The sequence below is a fragment of the Flavobacterium sp. CF108 genome, from assembly GCF_900129795.1.
Classification (GTDB): Bacteria; Bacteroidota; Bacteroidia; order Flavobacteriales; family Flavobacteriaceae; genus Flavobacterium.
Genome location: NZ_FQWW01000002.1, coordinates 603582 through 627745, shown reverse-complemented (window position 1 = coordinate 627745; position 24164 = coordinate 603582). Strand labels below are relative to the sequence as shown.

Below are 24164 nucleotides of genomic sequence, written 5' to 3'. Positions count from 1 at the left end.
AAAATAAAAACTTTAATAACAATCATTTTAAATGTGTTATTTACATTTATAAATAAATAATTCTGTTAAATTTTCAAATAACAGACTATTAGCGTAAAAATTTAGTCAATTTTTACTGCATTTTTATAATGCACTTCAGCTTGTTGTCTTAAAATTTCGGCGCTTTTCTCAGGAGTAATATCTCTTTGAGATTCTCCCATCATTTCGTAACCAACCATGAATTTTTTTACAGTTGCTGAACGAAGCAGCGGCGGATAAAAATGCATGTGGAAATGCCATTCAGGATGATCAAAACCGTCTGTTGGTGCCTGGTGAATTCCAGACGAATACGGAAATGAAGTATTGAATAAATTATCGTACTTGATGGTTAACTGTTTTAAAATTTTGGCATAAGCCGAAACTTCTTCAGCAGTAAAATCAGTGATTTTGCTAATGGCTCTTTTACTTACAATCATCGTTTCGTAAGGCCAAATTGCCCAAAACGGAACTAATGCCACAAAATATTCGTTTTCGATAACAATACGGCTTCCCACTTTTAATTCGGCCTGAACGTAATCTTCTAATAAAGTTCTGTGGTTTTTATCAAAATACGATTTTAAACTGTTATGTGTTTTTTCAACCTGAGTTGGCAATGAAGACTGCGCCCAGATCTGTCCGTGCGGGTGTGGGTTGCTGCAGCCCATAACACTTCCTTTATTTTCAAAAATCTGAACGTGGTTGATATATTTTATATTTCCTAAATCAGTATATTCTTTCTGCCAGGTTTTTACAATATTTTCAATGTCTGAAACTTCCATTTCCGGAAGTGTAAGATCGTGTCTTGGAGAAAAACAAACCACTCTCGAAATTCCCTGTTCTGGTTTTGCCTTAAAAAATGTATGCTTAATATCTTCTTCAAAAATAATTTCATCCTGTTTTAAAGCAGCAAAATCATTGTCAAAAACAAAACTGTTTTTGTATGCCGGATTACTAACTCCGTTTGCACGAACATTTCCCGGACATAAATAGCATTCGGGATCGTGTTTAGGAAGTGATTCTGTCGAAATGGTTTCATTTTGTCCCTGCCACGGACGTTTTGCACGATGAGGTGAAACCAAAACCCATTCATTAATTAAGGGATTAAAACGTCTGTGAGGATCTTCGTTAATGTCAAAATTTTTCATTGTGTTGTGTGTGGTATTAAAGTAATGTTGTTCCGTTTGAGATTTTTACATCATAAAATTTTAATTCAATCCCAAATGTATCTAAATAAAGATTTGAAAACTTACTTTTTACCTGATTTTCATGTCCTTTTTTAATTAAATTTATGGTACAGCCTCCAAAACCGCCTCCCATAACGCGAGAACCAATAATGGCATCATCTGCTTTTGCAGTATCTACAAGCATGTCTAACTCGGCACAGCTTACTTCATATTCCTGCGATAAACCATAATGCGTTTCAAAAAGCAATTGTCCTAAAAGTTCAATATCTCCTTTGTCCAGCGCTTCGCAGGCTTTTATAACACGGTTAATTTCTTTTACAACAAAATGAACTCTTTTAAAAACCGTTTCACTTATTTTATCCTGAATGCTTAAAAGCTGTTCTTCAGAACAATCCCTGAAACTTTTTACTTCAGGAAAATTATTTTTAATAATCGCTAAACCTTGTTCACACTCAATTCTTCGCGTGTTATATTCCGATGTAAAAAGAGAATGCTTCACGTTACTATCCATTAAAATCAATGAATAATCTTTAAAATCGGCATTGTGATATTCAAAATCAAGCGTGTTGCAATCTAGTTTTATAACTTTATTTTCAAGACCGTGAACGCTCGAAAACTGATCCATAATTCCACAGTTAATTCCAACCCAGTGTTCTGCTTTTTGTCCTAATAATGCTATGTCAACTTTTTCAATTTTTAAATCAAAAAGCTGTTTAATTCCGAATAAAGTTCCGCACTCTAAAGCCGCAGAAGAAGATAAACCAGAACCAACCGGAATATTACTGCTAAAAACACAGTTGAAACCTTCAAACGAATATCCGTTATCCTGCAATTGTTTTATAACACCGCGAATGTAATTTGTCCAGACAACATCGCTCAGTTTTACTTCCTGAGTTAAATCAATTTCAAATTCTTCATTTAAATCAATGGCGATTACTTTTGATTTCTTTGAATTGTTTTTTTCAAAAGCAAAACAAATCACTTTATCAATTGCAGCCGGTAAAACAAAACCGTCATTGTAATCAATATGTTCCCCGATAATATTAATTCTTCCCGGAGAAAGCACCACTTTATCTGGCTTAGTGCCAAATGATTTCTCAAAAAAAGCAGTCGTATTTTGTATTAAAATATCACTCATTATATTGTAATAGGTAGTTAGTTTATGTTTTCAAATTTGTAAACCGTTTTCTGGTTGTATTCTTCGCCTTTTTTCAAAACCGAATTTGGAAAATGAGACTGGTTTGGAGCGTCTGGAAAATTTTGAGTTTCAAAACAAATTCCGCTTGTTTTATGGTAAACCACATCGTTTTTTCCTTTTAAAATATCAAAACAGTTTCCGCCCACATATATATGTACACTTGGCTGATCCGTAAAAACACTCATTTTTAAATTATTTTTAGAGCTTGATAAAACCGCCGAAGCATTGTTTGTCTGTTCAATCACAAAAGAATTATCTATTGAAGCCGGGCAATTTTTCGCAGTTCTAAAATCAAACTCATGATTCGTTAGATCTATAAATTTTCCGGTTGGAATATTCTCGTGGTTTGTCTCCACTATTTTTTCAGCATCAATAAAAACGGTCTGATCTAAAACACTTCCATCGTGTCCGTCCAGATTAAAATAACTGTGATGCGTTAAATTTATAACCGTATCTTCTGTCGAAACCGCTTTATAATCTAATTTCAATTCATTGCCTTCTGTCAAAGTATACGTTAAATCAACATGTAATTCTCCTGGATAATTTTCATCTAAATCTTTACTTATAAGACTAAAAGTTATCGAAGGATTTTCATCCAAAGTTTGATTAGTAACACTCCATACTTTTCTTCCAAAACCATTATTTCCGCCGTGAAGGGAATTTCCATTATTATTTTTGGCCAATTCATAGGTTTTTCCATTTAATGAAAAAGTTCCTTTATTGATTCTTCCAGCATAACGTCCTACGGTTGTTCCAAAATAAGGAGCACTTGGCAGCAAATAAGATTCTAAATAAGAAGAAACAGAATCAAAACCCAAAACCACATCAACAAGATTTCCGTTTGAAACAGGAACTTGTAATGACGTCACAGTCGCTCCATAATTTGTAATCTCGACCTTCATACCATTTTTATTCGATAATTCTAAAGAAAGAATTTCGTTATTATCTGGGGTGAAACCAAAGGATTTAGAATTATAAGTTTCCTTTAAATGCGATTTATGTTTTATTTCCATGTAAATTTTGCCAAAAATGAAATTCAAAAATAGAAACATTTCTTTAGTTTTACATACCAGTACCTACCAGTTTTTGTATATTGCACAAAATTTCACTTTTCTTATGAATATAATTTCGATTCAAAACAACATTGGTCTGCCAAAATATAAGCAGATAATTCTTTCAATAGAAAAAGCAATTGAAGAAGAAAAATTAGTAAAAGGCGACAAGCTTCCATCAGTAAATAAAGTCTGTCTGGCGTTTTCATTATCGCGCGATACCGTTTTGCTGGGCTATGAAGAACTCAAAAAAAGAGGGATTATTTATGCCATTCCCGGAAAAGGATATTACGTTAAAAGCGTTGAAATCACTATAAAACAAAAGATTTTTTTACTTTTTGATGAGCTGAATATTTTTAAGGAGGATATTTATAACTCGTTTTTAAGCAGCATTGGAAAAAATGTTCAGGTCGATATTTTCTTTCACCATTTTAACAGTCAGGTTTTTCAAAAGCTCATAAACGACAGCAACGGCAATTATACCAAATACATTTTGATGCCCACAAATTTAAAAGATATCGTTGCTTCGATAAAAACCCTACCAGTAGGTGACGTAATTATACTGGATCAAACAAATCCTGATTTAAAAATATATCCGGCAATTTATCAAAATCACCAAAAGGATATTTTTGAAGGACTGAAAAGAGGAAAAGAGCGCTTGCGTAAATACAAAAAACTGATTTTGATTTTTCCTGGTTTTCGCGAACCGCTGGGAATGAAATTAGGTTTTGAAGATTTTTGTGCCGAATATAATTTTGAATCGGAAGTTATTGCCGAATTTACAAACAGAGAAATTACCGAAGGAGATTTATACATAATTCCGAATGATCGTGATCTGGTTCGCGTAATCGAAAATGCCCGAGATAAAAACTTAAAACTTGGAGCTGATTTTGGAATTATATCTTATAATGAAACACCGCTGAAAAAAATTGCCGCCAACGGAATTACTACTATTTCGACACATTTTGAAGCCATGGGAAAAATCCTGGCAGAAATGGTCCTTAAAGGAAAGAAGGAACAAATTGAAAACAAATCATCGTTAATTATGCGAAATTCTTTGTAAGGAACTGATAAAGAATTTTAGCAAATAGATTGTTTATATCACAGTAAAACAGCTTTTTGTTTAAAAAATCTAATAGTAAATTAATAAAAAACAATTTCTTTTTTTTGAAGATATATTTTGCTTACATTTGCAAATGTAAATTTTACACTTATTAATTTGTTTTAGCGGTTAGAGTTCATAATGACCGATTAAAGCAAGGTTAAAAAAGATAATAAATAATTTTGTTTATTTTTTAATAGTAGTTTTATTGAAGAAAAAACCCTGAAAATTGTGGATTTCAGGGTTTTGTTTTTTTATAGTAAATAGCCACAGATTAAAAGGATTCACACAGATTTAAAAAAAATCATTTTAATCCTTTTAATCTGTGGCTAAACTTAAAACTTATAATCTGCTGTATCTGCGTGAGACTTTTTATAAATTCAGTACAAAATCGTTAAGTAATTTCTCTTCATACTTTTCTTTATTAAAAGTGTATAAATAAGATCCTTTTCGGGATGACTGCATATCTTTTTCATCCAATTTATTCAGGATTTCAAGAGAATTTATTTTACTTATAAAGTTTCTCTTATCTAATTCCTTGCTCAAAATTGCTTCATACAATTCTAAAAGCTGACGCATTGTGAATTTTTCCGGAAGCAATTCAAATCCAATTGGTTTTATCGAAGTTTTATAACGAAGTCTTTTTATCGCATTTTGAACCATTTCGTTGTGGTCAAAAATTAAGTTCGGTGCATCATTTATAGGGAACCACTCTGCGTGATAATTTTGAATTAGTTCTGCATTGTGGTTTTCGATATTAATCAAAGCAAAATACGAAACCGAAATTGTTCTTTCGACAGGGTCACGATCAATTTCACTGTAAGCATATAACTGCTCCATATAGATATCATTTAGACCTGTATATGTATTTAAAATTCGGATAGCCGCATCATCTAAAACTTCATCACGTTTTAAAAACCCTCCAATTAGAGACCATTTTCCCTTTTCAGGTTCAAAATCCCTTTGAATTAAAAGTATTTTTAAACCGTTACTGTCGAATCCAAAAATAATACAATCTACTGCTAGTAAAACCTTATCGGCAGAGCTATAACTGTTTAGCATATTCAATATTTTATTGGTAAAGATATAAACTTCCTCAATTGTTTCATAATTTATTAATGTAGATTTTACACTTACAATAATAACACTTCAAAAATAGAGTTAAAAAAATCACTTTTTGCACAAAAATAACATTCATTTTTCTTTTTTAAGATTTTTTTTAAGTCAAAAACAGGATAATACAGGACAGTTTTTTGAAAAAACTTGAAAATACAAACTGTTTATTTAGGTTTTTATTTACAAAAACAGTGAATAAATCGTGTTTAAGTGATTAAAAAATAACTCATTTATATCTTTTTTAGATGGGCTGTTTTTTTGATTAAAAAGTGACTTTTTGATTAAAAGTGTAGTTTTTACACAATTAACTCGTCAAAAACATTTCTTTTTTGAAATAAATAGCAATTTCTTAAATGTTACAAATACACTTAAATTACGATATGTGTTTTTTTTTAGATGTTTTTTTGCGGTATTAATTTGTTTTTGCGCATTTTTTTTATTTAAATTTACAAATGTAAAATTAACACTTATAAACTAACCACAAAACCAACCTTAAACAAACCAGTATGATAACAAACCAACAATTAATTTTTTACTGCAATTTTTTATTGCCAAAAAAAGACTGGATTTTAGCAATCTGCATGCTAATATTTTCTGTTAATCAAATGTCGGCTCAAGGCAAAACGATTAGCGGAGTTGTTACTTCGGCACAAGACAATCTGCCTTTGCCGGGGGTAAACATCTTGATAAAAGGAACCAAAACAGTTGCCACAACTGGATTTGACGGAGAGTATTCGATTAAAGCATCTTCTACAGATGTTTTAGTTTATTCATTTATAGGATTTCAAATTAGTGAAATCTCAGTAGGAAATCAATTAAAAATAAACGTAGCATTAGGCGAGGACACAAACAAATTAAATGAAGTAGTTGTTATTGGTTACGGAACTCAAAAGAAATCTGATTTAACAGGATCTGTGAGTGTCGTAAATATGGAATCGGCTAAAAAAACAGTTACTTATGATGCGGCAAAAATGCTGCAAGGACAAGTTCCGGGCGTAACCGTGCAATCATCAGGTGAGCCGGGAGGTTTTGTAAATATCAAAATTAGAGGAATAACTTCATTTACCAATAATAATCCGCTTTTTGTAATTGACGGTATTATGGTCGATGCTCCTTTCGATTTTGCGCCGGGAGAAATTGAATCGATGCAGGTTTTAAAAGATGCTTCTTCGGCTGCTATTTATGGTGTTCGCGGTGCCAATGGAGTTGTAATTATTACAACAAAAAAAGGTAAAGCAGGCCGAATGGATGTTAAATTCAAATCAATCGTGGGACTTCAGAATGTAGCTAAAAAATGGGATGTTACAGATCGTGCGGGCTATCAAAAAATTACCAGCGAGGCCGAAAGAAACAGGGACATCAGAGCTGGTGTTCCGGTAAGTATTGCACCGGGAAATGATCCTAACAGCCCTTCCTATATTACAAATGTAAACACAGACTGGCAGAAAGAAGCGTTACAAACAGGAGTTGTACAAAATCAGGCTCTTACACTTAACGGAGGTGCAGAAAACATAGCATACAGTTTTAATATAGATTATTTTAAAAACACCAGTTATGTTAAAACACCTCAGGATTATGAGAGACTGTCAACTAATTTGAATTTGAATGGTAAAAAAGGAAAATTTAAATATGGTGTAAAAATAGCCTATACACAATCTGATAAAGAAATTTTTAATGAATACAATGCGGGACAAACCGTTATCAGCGACATTTTAGGCGCGGTTCCAACAATGCCTGTTTATGATTCTAACAGATTGGGCGGATACGGCGGTACAGATAATTTGACCCAAAGAGCGATTTCGATGAACCCAATTGGGTATAACAACCTAATTGAAAATAATGGAAAAAGAAACCGTTTCATTGGCGATGTGTGGGGAGAAATTGAAATCGTAAAAGGATTAAAATATAAACTGGATGTAAGTTACGACAGAACAGACTGGGAAAACAGAAAATTTATTCCGCCAAGTGATTTAGGCTGGTACTATATTACTACAAATGACGAAGCTTCTTTAGATGTAGAAACAGGTAATGAGTTAAGAACTTTTGTGAATAACTTATTGACTTATGAAGTTTCGCTTGGAAAACATAAAATTGACGCTCTTGCAGGTTGGATTCAGGAAAAAAGAGACTATCACAGATATAATTCAAGAGGTGTAGGTTATACGCCAGGAGAAATTCCGATGCTTCAATATGCTGATGCCAGAAATGCAAGTGAGTATAAATTTACAATTGCAGGAATCTCATACATCAGCAGATTAAACTATAATTATGATGACAGGTATTTATTGCAGGCAAATTTTAGACAAGACAGAACTTCTCTTTTTAGTGAAATAAATAATTCTGCAAACTTCTATTCATTCTCAGGAGGTTGGAAAATTAGTAACGAGAAATTTTTACAATTGCCAAAATGGGTAAGCAACATTAAACTTCGTGGAGGTTATGGTACAATTGGAAATAATACAATTCCTCAGTACTTTTTTGCTTCGACAGTAAACAGTTTTGCCGGTTATGATTTTAATAACTCGCTTGCTCCGGGAACAACTGTGGTTGCTGCACTTGATCCGAATGTACACTGGGAAAAAACAACTAGTAAAAATATCGCATTAGAATTAGGATTTTTAGACAATGACTTACAGTTTACAGCTGAGTATTTTAATAAAAAAGTTACTGATATGTTGGTTGGAGTGCCATTGCCATTTTCTACAGGGGCTTTTCCTGCAAATATTACAACGAACGCAGGTGATATGAAGAATTCTGGTTTTGAATTTACAGCATCATATAGTAATCATCATCATAAATTTAAATATGATATCTCAGGAAATTTTGGAACGTTGAAAAATGAAGTTACTAAAATTGGAGTGAATTCAAACCCACTTTATGGAGCAGTTTCAAAAACAGAAGTAGGAAGATCTGTTGGTGAACTTTTTGCATGGGAAGCTATTGGTATTTTCCAGAATGCAGCAGAAGTTGCAGCTTCTCCAACACAAACAGGCGCAGCTCCCGGCGATATTAAATTTAAAGATGTAAACGGCGATGGGGCAATTACAGATGCCGACAGAACTTTTCAAGGGGTATCAATTCCTAAATACGGTTTCGGAATGAATTTTAGCGCTTCTTATGCCAATTTTGATTTCTCAATGTTCTGGCAGGGCAGCGGCGGAAATAAAATTTTCAATGCCATGTACCGTAATTTGATGATTGGGCAATATACAAACCACCACACAGACGAATTGAATTACTGGACACCTACAAATACAAATACTAACGTTCCGGCCCCGGTTATTGGTGATCCTAATGGAAATTCAAGAGACTCAAACCGATTTATTGAAAGTGGTGATTATGTAAGATTACAAACCATGGAATTGGGATATAATATTCCTCTAAAAGACAAATTTATTGACAAGGCAAGAGTATATCTTAATGGACAGAATTTATTGACGATCACAAAATACAAAGGCTACGATCCTGATTTTAATAGTGACGGACTACTTTCAAGAGGATATGATGCAGGATCTTTTCCAAATCCAAGAACAATTTCTTTGGGTGTTGAAGTAAATTTTTAACTAGCCTAACCAACTAAAAACGTATTAAAATGAAATATAAAATATTTAACTATATAGCAATTTTCTTTTCATTGGCTGTTGTAACAACCAGCTGTGTTGATAATGAAGATTTGACCCAGATAGACCCAAATAATGACGCAGTCGATTCGTTCTGGAAAACAGATCAGGACGCTCTTGAAGGTGTAAATGCCGCTTACGGAAGTTTATTAACAGATGGTACTTACATGAGAAGTACACCATTATTACTAGACACAAGAGCAGACGACGCACGTACAAATAGCCCATGGGGTTCGATGTATAATGTTGGGCATTTTAACTCAAATGTAGCCGATGCTGCTATTTACGGATGGGCTTTTGAAACCTATTATCAGGGTATTTATCGTGCCAATCAGGTTTTAACAAATGTCCCTGATATTGAATTTGAAGATGCAGCACTCAAAAACAGAATTTTAGGCCAAGCCTATTTTTTAAGAGGACTGTATTTATTTCATGCGGTAAATATGTTTAAAAATGTACCAGTTCCTGTAGATGTTGGAGTATATCATCCACAAAAAACAAATGAAGAAGGCTGGGCTCAGGTTATTGCTGATTTTAAAACCGCAGCTGAATTACTGCCTAATTCTTACGTTGGCATTACAGGTCTGGATGCAGGCCAAAAAGGACGTGCCACAAAAGGTGCCGCTTTAGGATATCTGGGAAAAGCATATTTATTTACTAAAGATTTTACAAATGCCAGAACTGCTTTTAAACAAGTAATTGATTTAGGAGTTTATTCTTTGGTTTCAAACTACCGAGACAATTTTACAACAGCAAACGAAAACAATTCAGAATCTCTTTTTGAAGTACAATTCAGCAGAGATGCCGGCGGTGTCGATTTAGGCTGGGGAGGCGCTCCTGCGTCTGGCTGGGGGAAAACTTCTGCCCGTGCGATTACTTATGCACCAAGGGCTTTTGGATGGACAGATGTGCAGCCAACATGGGCATTATTTAACGAATTTCAGGAAGAAAAAACAAAAACAGGGGAAGTTGATCCTCGTTTAGATGCCACAATATTTTACAATAAACCGGGAACAAAATTATACGGAAGAGATTTTGCCGCTTTTTATGCCTCAAGCCCAGGAGATTTAAATGATTTGTTCTGCAGAAAATACCAAAATTCTGATGGAGAATTTGCAGACGAATACGACTGGCGTTCTGGAATTAACGAGCGAATATTAAGATATGCCGATATACTTTTAATGTATGCCGAAACTTTAAATGAAACAGGAGATACGCCGGGAGCATACACTTACATTCAAATGGTTAGAAACAGAGTTAATCTGCCGGATTTATCAGTTACAAAACCGGGAATGAGCCAGGACCAGATGAGAGAGCAAATTGGACACGAAAGATTTTTAGAATTTCCTCTGGAAGGCCACCGTTTTGATGACATACACCGCTGGGGATGGCTGCAAAACCCTGCAAAATTAGCATGGCTGAAAGCAAGAGATGCCGAGTTTAATTCGTATACAGCAGGACGTGAATATTTTCCAATTCCGCAGTTAGAAATGGACAATAATCCGGGAACAAAACAGAATGACAGTTATTGAGTTTTCAGTCTCAGTCCCAGTCTCATTGTAAATTGTGATTGTAAACTGAGATTAAGAATATATTTGAGTTAGTTAGAATACTTAATATCATATGGCAGATGAATAATCTGTCATGTGGTATTATAAAAAGAAATGAGATTACAAGATTAATTATTGAAACAGTAACTAAAAATTATAAAAAATGAAAACAATTGCAAGTTTGGTTTTATTCGCAATATTATTAGGAAGTTGTCAAAATGAAGATGTTATAATCCCTTCGAATGAGAGTGCGGCAGCTGCTGCAGAATCTCAAAATTCTCAGGTAAAAAATCTAACAGCTAAAACAGTAAGCGGAAATGTTCCGTCTCACGATCCTAGCACAATTATAAAAAGCGGAGTTAATTATTATGTTTTTACAACAGGAGATAATATCCCTATGACCTATTCAACAAATTTAACAAACTGGACTTGGGGAACCTCGGTTTTTACGTCAACCCCAAGCTGGATTACAGGATATGTGCCTGGTTTTACCAAAAACTTTTGGGCTCCTGATCTGGCATGGTTCAACAATCGCTGGAATATGTATTATTCCTGTTCTACTTTTGGATCTGCCACTTCTGCAATTGGTTTGGTTACCGCGCCTGCTATTTCTCAAAGTGCCGGAACAACCTGGACAGACCGCGGAGTAGTAGTTTCTTCGTCTTCATCTTCAGATGTAAATGCTATCGATCCTTCTATTTTAGTTGACGGAAGCAATGTATATATGGCTTACGGTTCCTGGCATGCCGGAATTGGAGTTATTCAAATTAACCCGTCAACAGGAAAAACTACCGGAAGCAAAACCATCGTTGCCGGAGGAAACAGCGCCTCATGGGAAGCGCCTTGTCTAATAAAAGAAGGAAGCTACTATTATATGTTTGTAAACAGGGGAACCTGCTGTAATGGTGTAAACAGCACCTATTATATTGTTGTAGGACGTTCGACAAGTCCGTTTGGACCTTTTGTTGATAAAAACGGAGTTTCTTTAAAAAGCGGCGGCGGAACTACAGTTCTGGCTGCACAAGGAAATTACATTGGCCCGGGTCATTTGTCAAGAATCACTGGAACTCAAAAGGGATCTGTTCATTATTATGATGGAGCCGATAATGGAAATCCAAAACTCGAAATCGTATACTTTACATGGTCATCAGGATGGCCGACACTTTCTTATTAAAAATACTATTCAGAGGAAAGTTTCCTAAAAACTTTCCTCTGTTTAACTTATAAATACATTATGAAAAAAGCACTTTTAATCTCCTTTCTTATTGCAGTTTGTAATCAGGCAGCTTTCTCCCAAAACGCGACGGTTGTCACTATAAAAAATAATACAGATGCTCCAACAATCAACAAAAATATCTACGGACATTTTGCAGAACATTTGGGACGTTGTATTTACGGCGGTTTTTTTGTGGGAGATACATCAAAAATACCAAACACAAAAGGAGTTAGAAATGATATTATTACAGCTTTAAAAGATTTAAAAATCCCAAATTTAAGATGGCCCGGAGGCTGTTTTGCCGATACCTACCATTGGAAAGACGGAATTGGCCCAAAAGAACAAAGACCTACAATTGTAAACCAATGGTGGGGAGGTGTAACAGAAGATAACAGTTTTGGAACACACGACTTTTTAAACCTTTGTGAAGTATTGGGAGCCGAACCGTATTTGTCTGGAAATGTAGGAAGCGGAACTGTTCAGGAATTATCAGACTGGGTTCAGTATACCAATTTTGGAGGTAAAAGCCCAATGAGTGATTTACGTAAAAAGAACGGAAGAACAGAACCTTGGAAAGTAAAATTCTGGGGAATTGGTAATGAAGCCTGGGGCTGCGGCGGAAACATGACAGCAGATTATTATGCAGGCGAATACCGCAAGTTTACAACATTTATGTCTGACTGGAATAATACCGGCGGTATTACCCGTATTGCGTCAGGAGCAAATAGTGCCGATTATAACTGGACTGAAGTTTTAATGAAAAACATTCCGCTAAATATGCTTGGCGGAGTTGGGGTTCATCATTATGCCGTAATTGACTGGGGTAAAAAAGGAGACGGAGTTAATTTTTCTGAAGAAGAATATTTTAAAACCATGCAATCTGCCTTAAAAATGGAAGAACTGGTTACCAAACATGCTGTTGTAATGGACAAATACGATCCTGAGAAAAAAGTGGCTATGGTTGTAGACGAATGGGGAGGCTGGTATGAAGTAGAAAAAGGAACAAACCCAGGATTTCTATATCAGCAAAATACCATGCGTGATGCTGTTTTAGCCGGAGCAACTTTAAATATTTTCAACAACCATGCAGACAGAGTTCGTATGGCAAACTTAGCACAATGCGTTAATGTTTTACAAGCTGTAATCCTTACCGATAAAGCAAAAATGATTGTAACGCCAACCTATCATGTAATGAAAATGTACAGCGTTCATCAAGATGCAAAATTACTGCCAATCAGTTTTCAGTCGCCTTTGTATACCATTAAAGGAGAAACACTTCCTGCTGTATCCGTTTCAGCATCAAAAGATAAAAACGGAGCCGTTCACATTTCAGTAGTAAATGTCGATGCAAAAAACAAAAACAAAATAGAAATCGACACAAACGACCTTGGAGTAAAAAACTTTACAGCTACAGTTTTAACATCGGCAAAATTGCAAGATTACAATTCATTCGATACACCAAACAAAATTGTACCAACAGTTTTTAAAGGCTTCGAAAACAAAAAAGGAAAACTTGAAATCACAATTCCTCCTTTCTCAGTAATTGTTTTAGAAGGAAAATAAAAGATAAAAAAGATGAAAAAATCAAATTCCATTTTAAAAATTGTTCCTTTCATCGGGTTTTTGGTGATGGCTGTTTTATCCAGCTGTTCCAAAGATGATCCGGCGTTAGAAACTCCTACACCACCCGTAGTCGTAGATCCGCCTGTGGTAACACCGCCTTTTCCCGGGCCAACTTATGCTGATAACTATACGGCAATAGCAAGCTGGGGAAACAGAACACAATGGAATTTAGCCAACGTACACGATCCGTCAGTAGAAAAATCGGGAGAATATTATTATATGTACCAAACCGATGCTTCGTATGGAAATGCTCACGACGGAAACGGACATTTTTTCTACAGAAGATCAAAAGATTTAATCAATTGGGAATTCATGGGATCTTCAATGACTCAGGCTCCGGCTTGGGTAAAAGATTCCTTAAATAATAAAAGAGCCAGAATGAATCCGGCACTTCCTCCAATAGAAAACCCAAATTATGGATATTGGGCGCCGTGTGTACGCAAAGTCGGAAACATCTACAGAATGTATTACAGCATTGTAGTGACCAACCCAATCACAGGAACAGACACAAACACTTCCTGGACAGAACGCGCTTTTATTGGTTTGGCCGAAACCAATGATTTAGCTTCAAACAATTGGACAGATAAAGGAATGGTAGTCTGCTCTGAACCCGACGGCGTAAAAAGTTATGTTCGAAACGGAGGAAACGATTGGGATGCTTATTTTAAATTCAACGCCATTGACCCAAGTTTTATTGAAACTCCAGAAGGGGATCAATATTTAATTTACGGTTCATGGCATTCCGGAATTGCAGCTTTAAAACTAAATCCAGCAACCGGTAAACCAGACAAATTAGAAACAATTGACGATTACGGAACACGAATTGCCGGACGCGGAAATGTAAATACAAATCGCTGGCAGGCACTCGAAGGGCCGGAAATTATCTATAATCCAGACACACAATATTATTATTTGTTTTTGGCTTATGACGAATTATCAGTAGCATACAATACCCGTGTAGCACGCTCAAAAAACATTTTAGGTCCTTATGTAACCAATACCGGAATCAGTATTACCAACGGAGCAGAATGTTATCCGATGGTAACACATCCGTATCAATTTAAAAACCATACAGGCTGGGTTGGATTTTCGCATTGTGCCGTTTTTCAAAATCCTACAACCAAACAATGGTATTACGCGTCACAGGCACGATTGCCCGAAGGTGTTGCCGGAATCAACGTTTCAAACGCTGTCATGATGGGACATATTCACGGTATTCAATGGACAGAAGACGGCTGGCCTGTTGTAGAACCGGAACGTTATGCAGGAGTTCCAACAACTACTATTGCAGATGCAAGTTTAGTGGGAACCTGGGAACAAATCACCATGAATTACCAATACAAAACCATGCAAAAATCAGTTACGATTTATTTAACCGCCGATAAAAAAGTAAGCGGTGATATAACCGGAACATGGTCGTATGACGCGACTAAAAAAATTGCAACCATAAACGGAGTTAAATGCAACGTAATTGATGCCTGGGATTGGGAATCAGCAACAAGAAAAGTGACGTTAAGTTACACCGGAATAAACAGCGCAGGATTAGCTGTTTGGGGTAAAAAAATAAATTAGGGTAATGCCACAGATTTCACAGATTAAAAGGATTAAAAAATCTGTGTGATAAAAAATAAGTCACGAATTACACAAATTAAATTCGAGAAAATTGGTGCAATTCGTGGCAAAAAAATAAAGCCAAAGATTAAAAAGAAATCATTTTAATCCATTTAATCTGTGGCAAAAAAAACAATAATAATGAAAAACCTATTTACAAGCCTGTCGTTTTTGCTTTTATCGATTGCAGGAACTGCTCAATCGATAAAGACAAACAACCCCATTATAAAAGATAAATATACCGGAGATCCGGCGGCATTAGTTTATAAAGGCAAAGTGTATCTATACGCAGGTCACGACGAAGCACCAAATGATTTTCATTTCTATAAAATGAACGAATGGCTGGTATATTCTTCATCAGATATGAAAACCTGGGAATCGCATCCCGTGCCTTTAAAAGTAACTGATTTTAAATGGGCAAAAAGCGACGCATGGGCTTCGCAGGTAATTGAAAGAAACGGAAAATTTTATTGGTATGTAACAGTAGAACACGGTTCTGTACCCGGAAAATCAATTGGAGTTGCCGTTTCAGACAGTCCAACAGGTCCTTTTAAAGATGCGTTGGGAAAAGCCTTAATTACAAACGATATGACCAAATTTTCCAATATAAGCTGGGACGATATCGACCCGACAGTTTATATTGATACTGACGGACAAGCGTATTTGTTTTGGGGAAATACCGCCTGTCATTACGCCAAATTAAAAGAAAACATGACTGAAATAGACGGTGAAATTCATCATATAAAACTACCAAATTTTACAGAAGCACCGTGGATTCACAAACATAAAAACTGGTATTATTTGTCATACGCCTATGAATTTCCCGAAAAAATCGCCTACGCGATGAGTAAATCCATTAACGGTCCATGGGAATTTAAAGGAATTTTAAATGAAATAGCTGGAAACAGCAACACCAATCATCAGTCAATTATAGATTTTAAAGGACAATCCTATTTCATTTATCACAACGGAGCATCAATTCCCGACGGAGGAAGTTTTAGAAGATCAGTCTGTGTCGATAAATTATATTATAACAAAGATGGAATTATGAAAAGAGTAATTATGACATCTGAGGGAATACAATAGTTAGTATTCAGTGTTCAGTTTTTAGTATTCAGTTTCACTTATATGATTTAAAAAAGTTTTCAGTACCAAGCTTAAATTTACTTACATCACTTATATGGTTTACAAAAATATAAAATATACACTTTCTGTTTTTTTGATGCTTATTGCTTCAGTTTCGTATGCGCAGGAAATTGTAGTTCACGACCCCGTTGTCATTAAACAAAAAGACACGTATTATTTGTTCTGTACTGGAAAAGGAATCAGTGTTTTTAGTTCCAAAGATTTAAAAAACTGGAATCCTGAACCACAAGTTTTTGCAGACAAACCAGTTTGGGCAGACGGCGTTGCAGCCGATTTTAAAAACCACATTTGGGCGCCGGATATTTCATTTCATAACAACACTTATTATCTGTATTATTCAGTTTCGGCTTTCGCCAAAAATACTTCGGCGATTGGCGTTGCGACCAACACAACTATAGATTCAAAAGATAAAAATTACAAGTGGGTCGATCAGGGAATTGTCATCCAATCGCAGCCTAATCGTGATATGTGGAATGCCATTGACCCGAATTTAATCTTCGATGAAAATAATACACCGTGGTTATCATTCGGTTCTTTTTGGGAAGGATTAAAAATGGTAAAACTAAATCCCGATTTAAAATCAATCGCACAGCCTCAGGAATGGTATACGATTTCGAAACGAAAAAGAACTTTTGAACTTCCAGATTCTGATCCCGGAGACGGTGCACTCGAGGCCCCTTTTATCTTTAAGAAAAACGGCTATTATTATCAATTTCTTTCGTGGGATTTATGCTGCCGTGGAGAAAAAAGTACTTATAAAGTTGTCGTGGGAAGATCTAAAAATGTAACCGGACCTTATCTTGATAAAGACGGAAAACTGTTAACCGAAGGCGGAGGAAGTTTAGTCGTTCAGGGAGATGAAAATTACTTTGGCGCAGGTCACAATAGTGCTTATACCTTTGATGGAAAAGACTATATTTTTTATCACGCTTATGAAAAGAAATCAAACGGAACGCCAAGATTAGTAGTAAAAGAAATGCAATGGGATGCAGATTTATGGCCCATTTTAAAATAGAATAACCAATAGAATGAAAAAATATACTTTCACATTAATACCAGTTTTTATCACACTCCTCGTTTTGATTTCCTGTAAAGAAACCAAAAACGATGCAGTGCAGTCTACTAAAACTTCGGCATTAAAAGCGGGTTATGAAATAGAGCCCGTAAATATTCAAAATGTAAAATTGACCGATTCATTTTGGCTTCCAATTATCAAAAGAGTGCAGGAAGTTACGATTGCATACGCTATTCAAAAATGTAGCGAAGAAGGCCGTTTCGAAAATTTCTTAATCGCCGGAAAACAAAAAACAGGAGAAGTTCGCGGGCAAATGCCTTTTGACGATACTGATGTTTATAAAATTATCGAAGGCGCATCAAACACTTTAATCTCAGCTCCAAATCCGAAGCTTGAAAGAGTTTTAGATTCTCTAATTGCCATTGTAAAAATTGGTCAGGAAAAAGACGGTTATTTAACCACATGGAGAACTATAAATCCCGCAAAACCGCCAGCGCCGTGGGTTCCGGTAATCGAAGGGAAACGTTGGGAATCATTGCAAATTAGTCACGAATGCTATAATGCAGGACATTTGATCGAAGCAGCTGTTGTGCATTTTGAAGCAACCGGAAAACGAAATTTTCTTGATATTGCTATCAAAAATGCCGATTTATTAGTGAAAACTTTTGGCGATAAACCTGGTCAGGTAAAAGGAGTTCCAGGGCATCAAATTGTAGAAACGGGTTTAATCAAATTGTATCAAATTACGGGAAAAGAAGAGTATCTAAAATTGGCAAAATACTATTTAGACAATCGCGGAAATCCGAACAATCATAAATTATATGGCGAATATGCACAAGATCATATTCCGGTTATACAGCAAAATGAAGTAGTTGGCCATGCTGTAAGAGCCGTTTATATGTACGCAGGAATGACAGATATTGCTGCAATGACAAAAGATAAAGGTTATACCAATGCCGTAAATAATTTATGGGAAAACATGGTGAACAAGAAAATGTACATCACAGGCGGAATTGGTTCAAGACACGACGGAGAAGCTTTTGGAGCCAATTATGAATTACCAAACTTAACCGCATACAACGAAACCTGCGCCGCAATTGGTGATGTATACTGGAACCACAGACTGCATAATTTATACGGAAAATCACAATATTTTGATGTGATCGAAAGAACAATGTACAATGGTTTAATTTCTGGAATTTCATTAGATGGAAAAGAGTTTTTCTATCCGAATGCTTTAGAAGCTGATGGTGTTTTTAAATCAAACAGAGGTTCCTGCACACGTCAGGCTTGGTTTGATTGTTCTTGCTGTCCGACTAATTTAATTCGTTTTATTCCGTCAATTCCGGGACTTATTTATTCGAAATCAAAAGATGTTTTATATGTGAATTTGTACGCTTCAAACAATGCCTTTTTCACTTTAGGAAAAACCGATTTACAGATTTCTCAACAAACCGGATATCCTTGGAACGGAAAAATAAATATTTCGGTTAACCCGAAAAAAGAAAGCCAATTCACAATTAAACTTAGAGTTCCGGGCTGGGCAAGAAATGAAGTTTTGCCGGGCGATTTATATTCTTATAAAAAAGCTTCAACCCAAAAACCAACTATTAGTTTGAATGGAGAAACATTGACAATTCAGCCTGAAAATGGATATTATATCATTACAAGAAATTGGAAAAAAGGCGACAAAATCAATCTTAATTTCCCAATGGAAGTTCAGGAAGTAGAAACGAATTCAAAAGTAGAAACTAATAAAAATAAAGTCTCTTTAGAATATGGCCCAATCGTTTACGCCGTAGAAGAAATCGACAACAAAACCAATTTCGACAAAATAAATGTAGCGTCTGAAGATACTTTCAAAGTAAAAAAAGAAGCCAATTTATTGCAAGGCGTAAACGTCATCGAAAATGAAAAATTCAAAGCAATTCCATATTATTCTTGGTCAAATCGCGGAGTTGGGAAAATGAAAGTTTGGTTGGACTATAAGAACTAAGATTCTATTCCTGCAAGGTTTCCAAAACCTTGTAGGTTTAATTTTTAAACTTAAGGAACTTAATAATACCTACAAGGTTTTGGAAACCTTGCAGGAGAACAAAAAATTAAAAATCCGTTTTTATCCGCGTCATCTGCGTGCCATAAAAACATAAATATAAAAAAATGAAGCCCAATTTAATTACCAAAATTACTCTTTGCGGAGCCTTGCTGACGAGCATTTACACATCGGCACAAAAAAACAATTTTGAAGTAGACGCATCCAAAACCATCACGAAAATTCAACCGACGATGTACGGAGTATTTTTTGAAGACATCAATTTTGCTGCTGATGGAGGATTATACGCCGAAATGATCAAAAACAGATCATTTGAATTTCTATTTCCAATGATGGGATGGAACGAACCAAACAGCGACCGCCATAAACTAAACCAGCAATCTGGAATTGCAGCTGTAATTCAATATTCTCAAAAAGGAACCAATCACAATTATTGCAGAGTTACGATTAATGATGCCAATGGATATCAGCTCATAAACGAAGGTTTCAGAGGAATGGGAATTAAAAAAGATTTGAAATACAATTTGACTTTAAAAGCATCAAAAGTTTCTGGAAATATTTCGAAAATAAAATTCCAGTTTATTGATAAAGACAATAAAGTTGTAGGAGAAACTTCGGTTATTCCAACATCAAATGACTGGTCAAATTATACGGCACAATTAACATCAAATGCAACAGAAGCCAAAGCAAAACTCAAAATCACTTTTGAAGGAAATGGCGTAGTTGATTTAGACAATATTTCATTATTTCCAGAAGATACCTGGGCAGGAAGAAAAAACGGACTTCGTAAAGATTTAGTACAATTATTATACGATTTGAAACCGGGATTTTTGCGTTTTCCAGGAGGCTGTATTGTTGAAGGAAGAACTTTGGCAGAACGTTATCAATGGAAAAAATCAGTTGGAAATGTTGAAGAAAGAGAAACCGCAGTAAACCGCTGGAATATGGAATTTGCACACAGACCCGCACCGGATTATTTCCAAAGTTTTGGTTTAGGATTTTTCGAATATTTTCAGCTTTCAGAAGATATTGGCGCTTCTCCGCTTCCCATTTTAAGCTGCGGAATGGCATGTCAGTTTAACACCGGACAATTAGTTCCGATGGATCAGTTAGATCCTTATGTGCAGGATGCATTAGACTTAATCGAATTTGCAAATGGCGGAGCAGAAACAGCATGGGGAAAAGTCAGAGCCGATATGGGACATCCAAAACCATTCAACTTAAGATTCATAGGAGTTGGAAATGAGCAATGGGGGCCAGATTATATCGAGCGTTTTAAAGTGTTTCAAAAAGCTATTAAAGCGAAATATCCAAACATTACAATTGTGTCTGGAACAGGACCATTTCCTGACGGAGATTTTTATGATTACGGCATGAAAGAATTGAAGCAGTTAAACGCAGAAATTGTTGATGAACATTACTATAAAGACCCGGCTTGGTTTCGTAAAAATGTAACACGTTACGATAATTATGACCGAAAAGGACCAAAGATTTTTGCCGGAGAATATGCAGCGCAAAGTGTTGCTATTGCAAGTCCTGATAACAAAAACAATTGGGAATGTGCTTTCTCTGAAGCCGCTTTCATGACCGGAATGGAACGAAATGCTGAGGTTGTTCATTTAACCTCTTATGCGCCATTATTAGCTCACGTAGAAGGCTGGCAATGGACGCCGGACATGATTTGGTTCAACAATTTACAATCGTACGGAACGCCAAACTATTATGTTCAAAAGTTATTCTCAAACAATAAAGGAACAGAATTAATCAACATTACAAAAGACGGAAAAGCTGTTACAGGCCAAAATGATTTGTTTGCATCTGCGGTAAAAGATGCGAATTCTAAAGAAATAATTCTGAAAATTGTAAATACTGCAGCCAATTCTCAAAATGTTTCAATTGATATAAAAGGAGCAAAATTAGATTCAAAAGGAACGGCAGTAATTTTAAAAGGAGATGGAATAAATGATGAGAATTCTTTTGAAAATCCGACTAAAATCAGCCCAAAAGAAAGCGAATTTAAAGTGTCTGGAAACAAAGTTCAATATGATTTTCCAGCATACTCAGTTTCAGTTTTGAAAATTAAGATGAAATAATCGCAATGTAATAAATGTAACACTAACATTTATTTTTTGTTTTGATCTTAAACCCTTGTTTTGATGCATTATTTGTAAAAATTCAAAGGCCATATTTTATTAAGTGTTTTTTGTACACTTATAAATTATTTATAATTATATTTGTCATTATTTAAAATTAATTTCGAATGAAAAATTACGTAATAGGATTAGACTACGGAACAGATTCTGTTCGTGCGGTGCTTATCGATACTGAAAATGGACAGGAATTAGCATCTAATGTTTCTCATTACAAAAGATGGAAAAACAAGCAATATTGTGACGCATCTATAAATCAATTTCGTCAGCATCCTTTAGACCATATTGAAGGTCTGGAAATTACAATTCAAACTGTTATAAAAGAAAGTAAAGTTGATCCAAAACTGGTTCGTGGAATTTGTATTGATACAACAGGATCTTCTCCGGTTCCGGTTACAAAAGACGGAACTCCTCTTGCATTGACAAAAGGTTTTGAAGAAAACCCAAATGCAATGATGGTTTTATGGAAAGATCATACAGCAATAAATGAAGCAAACGAAATCAATGAACTGGCAGTAAGCTGGGGCGGAGAAGACGTTACTAAATATGTGGGCGGGATTTATTCTTCAGAATGGTTTTGGGCAAAAATCCTTCACATTGCAAGACAAGACGAAGCGGTTCGAAATGCAGCGCACACTTGGATGGAACATTGCGATTTAATGACCTATTTATTAATTGAAGACAAAGATTTAAAAACATTTAAAAGAAGCCGTTGCGCTGCAGGACACAAAGCCATGTGGCACGCAGACTGGAACGGACTTCCTCCGGTTGAATTCTTAGAAAAATTACATCCGTATTTAGCACAGCTGCGCGGAAATTTATACGATGAAACCTATACATCTGATTTATCAGCAGGAAATTTAAGCAAAGAATGGGCAGATCGTTTAGGACTTTCTACAGAAACTGTTGTGGCTGTTGGAACTTTCGATGCACATTCAGGAGCTGTTGGAGCTAAAATTGGAGAGAATACTTTAGTTCGTGTTATGGGAACTTCAACTTGTGATATTCTAGTTGGTTCTTATGATGAAGTTGGAACAAAAACTGTTCGCGGAATCTGCGGACAGGTAGACGGTTCTGTAATTCCGGGATTTATTGGTTTAGAAGCCGGACAATCTGCTTTTGGAGATTTATTGGCTTGGTACAAAGAATTATTGCTTTGGCCAACAGAACATCTATTAGGTTCTTCAGCCGTTTTAAATGACGCTCAAAAAGAACAATTAAGAGAAGAATTCAGCGATAAATTAATTGTAGAATTGACAAAAGAAGCAGAGAAAATTCCGGTTTCAGAAAGTCTCCCAATTGCTTTAGACTGGATCAACGGACGCAGAACTCCAGATGCAAACCAAGAATTAAAAAGTGCGATTTCAAATCTTTCTTTAGGGACAAAAGCACCGCATATTTTCAAAGCTTTAGTAAATGCAATCTGCTTTGGAGCGAAGAAAATTGTAGATCGTTTTGAAGAAGAAGGTGTAAAAATCGACAGTGTTATCGGAATTGGTGGTGTTGCCCGTAAATCTCCTTTCATCATGCAGACTTTGGCAAATGTTTTAAACAAGCCAATTAAAATTGCAGCTTCAGATCAAACTCCGGCTTTAGGAGCAGCAATTTACGCAGCAGTTGCAGCCGGAATTTATCCAAACGTAATTGAAGCAAGTCAAAAAATAGGAAGTGATTTCGATGGAGAATATTTTCCTCAATTAGATAAAGTAGCAGCGTATCATAAACTGCTTTTAGGATACGAACAATTAAGTGCTTTTGCAGATCCAAACCTTAAAATATCGGAACATGAACTCTCTTTATAAAGATTTAAAACAAGAATGTTACGAAGCCAACATGCAGTTAAATGCATTGAATTTGGTAGTGTACACTTTTGGAAATGTGAGCGCCGTGGACAGAAAAAATGGTGTTTTTGCTATTAAACCAAGCGGTGTTCCTTACGAAGATTTAAAACCGGAAGATATTGTGATTGTCGATTTTGACAACAACATTATTGAAGGAACCATGCGTCCGTCATCTGACACGAAAACGCATGCTTATTTATACAAACACTGGCCAAATATTGGCGGCGTTGCGCATACACATGCGACTTATTCAGTTGCTTGGGCGCAATCACAACGTGATATTCCAATTTTCGGAACAACACATGCAGACCATTTAACAGCTGATATTCCGTGTGCGCCACCGATGGCAGATTCGCTTATCGAAGGAAACTATGAACACAATACCGGAATTCAGATTTTGGATTGTTTCAAAGAAAAAAATCTTTCTTATGAAGAAGTAGAAATGATCCTGATAGGAAATCACGGTCCGTTTGCATGGGGAAAAAACGCAGCAAAAGCAGTTTACAACAGTAAAGTTCTGGAAGTTGTAGCAGAAATGGCGTATCTGACTTTGCAAATAAATCCAAATGCACCAAAATTAAAAGATTCATTAATTAAGAAACATTACAACCGCAAACACGGAAAAGATTCGTATTACGGACAATAATAATTTTAGATTTTAGATTAACG

The 24164-nt window shown here is 35.6% G+C and carries 16 protein-coding genes; 12 read left to right on the top strand and 4 right to left on the bottom strand.

Going from position 1 to position 24164, the window contains the following annotated elements:
* Nucleotides 1-101: 101 nt before the first annotated feature.
* The 3 genes from BUE10_RS08000 to BUE10_RS07990 are packed head-to-tail and all read right to left on the bottom strand — an operon-like array spanning nt 102 to nt 3413.
* Complete coding sequence (locus BUE10_RS08000; RefSeq protein ID WP_073483942.1) at nt 102-1163, bottom strand: UDP-glucose--hexose-1-phosphate uridylyltransferase; 1062 nt, start codon at nt 1161-1163, stop codon at nt 102-104.
* 16 nt (nt 1164-1179) lie between these two features.
* Nucleotides 1180-2340 carry a galactokinase gene (gene galK, locus BUE10_RS07995; protein WP_073483940.1) on the bottom strand — a complete coding sequence of 387 codons (1161 nt, stop codon included), beginning with the start codon at nt 2338-2340 and terminating at the stop codon, nt 1180-1182.
* Between the two features lie 17 nt (nt 2341-2357).
* Nucleotides 2358-3413 (bottom strand): aldose epimerase family protein, encoded by a 1056-nt coding sequence (locus tag BUE10_RS07990; RefSeq protein ID WP_073483938.1) that lies wholly within the window; start codon nt 3411-3413, stop codon nt 2358-2360.
* Between the two features lie 103 nt (nt 3414-3516).
* Between BUE10_RS07990 and BUE10_RS07985 the strand changes: the two genes are divergently transcribed.
* Complete coding sequence (locus tag BUE10_RS07985) at nt 3517-4515, top strand: GntR family transcriptional regulator (RefSeq protein WP_073484235.1); 999 nt, start codon at nt 3517-3519, stop codon at nt 4513-4515.
* Between the two features lie 411 nt (nt 4516-4926).
* Here BUE10_RS07985 and BUE10_RS07980 read toward each other — a convergent pair whose 3' ends face one another.
* Complete coding sequence (locus BUE10_RS07980) at nt 4927-5616, bottom strand: NUDIX hydrolase (protein ID WP_073483936.1); 690 nt, start codon at nt 5614-5616, stop codon at nt 4927-4929.
* A 560-nt stretch (nt 5617-6176) separates the two neighbouring features.
* On the opposite strand from BUE10_RS07980, the gene BUE10_RS07975 reads away from it, so the two are divergent.
* The 11 genes from BUE10_RS07975 to BUE10_RS07925 all read left to right on the top strand — a co-directional run bounded on the left by BUE10_RS07975 (nt 6177) and on the right by BUE10_RS07925 (nt 24141).
* Nucleotides 6177-9233, top strand: coding sequence for a SusC/RagA family TonB-linked outer membrane protein (locus tag BUE10_RS07975; protein ID WP_073483934.1), 3057 nt, complete (start codon nt 6177-6179; stop codon nt 9231-9233).
* Nucleotides 9234-9262: 29 nt separating this feature from the next.
* Nucleotides 9263-10822 carry a RagB/SusD family nutrient uptake outer membrane protein gene (locus BUE10_RS07970; RefSeq protein ID WP_073483932.1) on the top strand — a complete coding sequence of 520 codons (1560 nt, stop codon included), beginning with the start codon at nt 9263-9265 and terminating at the stop codon, nt 10820-10822.
* Nucleotides 10823-11003: 181 nt separating this feature from the next.
* Nucleotides 11004-12014: an arabinan endo-1,5-alpha-L-arabinosidase gene (locus BUE10_RS07965; protein ID WP_083598001.1), complete on the top strand. Its 1011-nt coding sequence runs from the start codon at nt 11004-11006 to the stop codon at nt 12012-12014.
* A gap of 60 nt (nt 12015-12074) precedes the next feature.
* Nucleotides 12075-13619, top strand: a complete 1545-nt coding sequence (locus tag BUE10_RS07960) for an alpha-N-arabinofuranosidase (protein ID WP_073483930.1) — start codon at nt 12075-12077, stop codon at nt 13617-13619.
* Between the two features lie 12 nt (nt 13620-13631).
* Nucleotides 13632-15251: an arabinan endo-1,5-alpha-L-arabinosidase gene (locus tag BUE10_RS07955; protein ID WP_073483928.1), complete on the top strand. Its 1620-nt coding sequence runs from the start codon at nt 13632-13634 to the stop codon at nt 15249-15251.
* A gap of 180 nt (nt 15252-15431) precedes the next feature.
* Nucleotides 15432-16376, top strand: coding sequence for a glycoside hydrolase family 43 protein (locus BUE10_RS07950; RefSeq protein WP_073483925.1), 945 nt, complete (start codon nt 15432-15434; stop codon nt 16374-16376).
* A gap of 94 nt (nt 16377-16470) precedes the next feature.
* Nucleotides 16471-17451, top strand: coding sequence for an arabinan endo-1,5-alpha-L-arabinosidase (locus BUE10_RS07945; RefSeq protein WP_073483923.1), 981 nt, complete (start codon nt 16471-16473; stop codon nt 17449-17451).
* A gap of 13 nt (nt 17452-17464) precedes the next feature.
* Nucleotides 17465-19447, top strand: coding sequence for a glycoside hydrolase family 127 protein (locus tag BUE10_RS07940; RefSeq protein WP_083597999.1), 1983 nt, complete (start codon nt 17465-17467; stop codon nt 19445-19447).
* A gap of 164 nt (nt 19448-19611) precedes the next feature.
* Nucleotides 19612-21597, top strand: a complete 1986-nt coding sequence (locus BUE10_RS07935) for an alpha-L-arabinofuranosidase C-terminal domain-containing protein (RefSeq protein WP_073483921.1) — start codon at nt 19612-19614, stop codon at nt 21595-21597.
* A gap of 167 nt (nt 21598-21764) precedes the next feature.
* Nucleotides 21765-23456, top strand: coding sequence for a ribulokinase (locus BUE10_RS07930; RefSeq protein WP_073483920.1), 1692 nt, complete (start codon nt 21765-21767; stop codon nt 23454-23456).
* Nucleotides 23440-24141: an L-ribulose-5-phosphate 4-epimerase gene (locus BUE10_RS07925; protein ID WP_073483918.1), complete on the top strand. Its 702-nt coding sequence runs from the start codon at nt 23440-23442 to the stop codon at nt 24139-24141. Before BUE10_RS07930 ends, BUE10_RS07925 begins: the two co-directional genes overlap by 17 nt.
* The last annotated feature ends 23 nt before the right edge of the window (nt 24142-24164 follow it).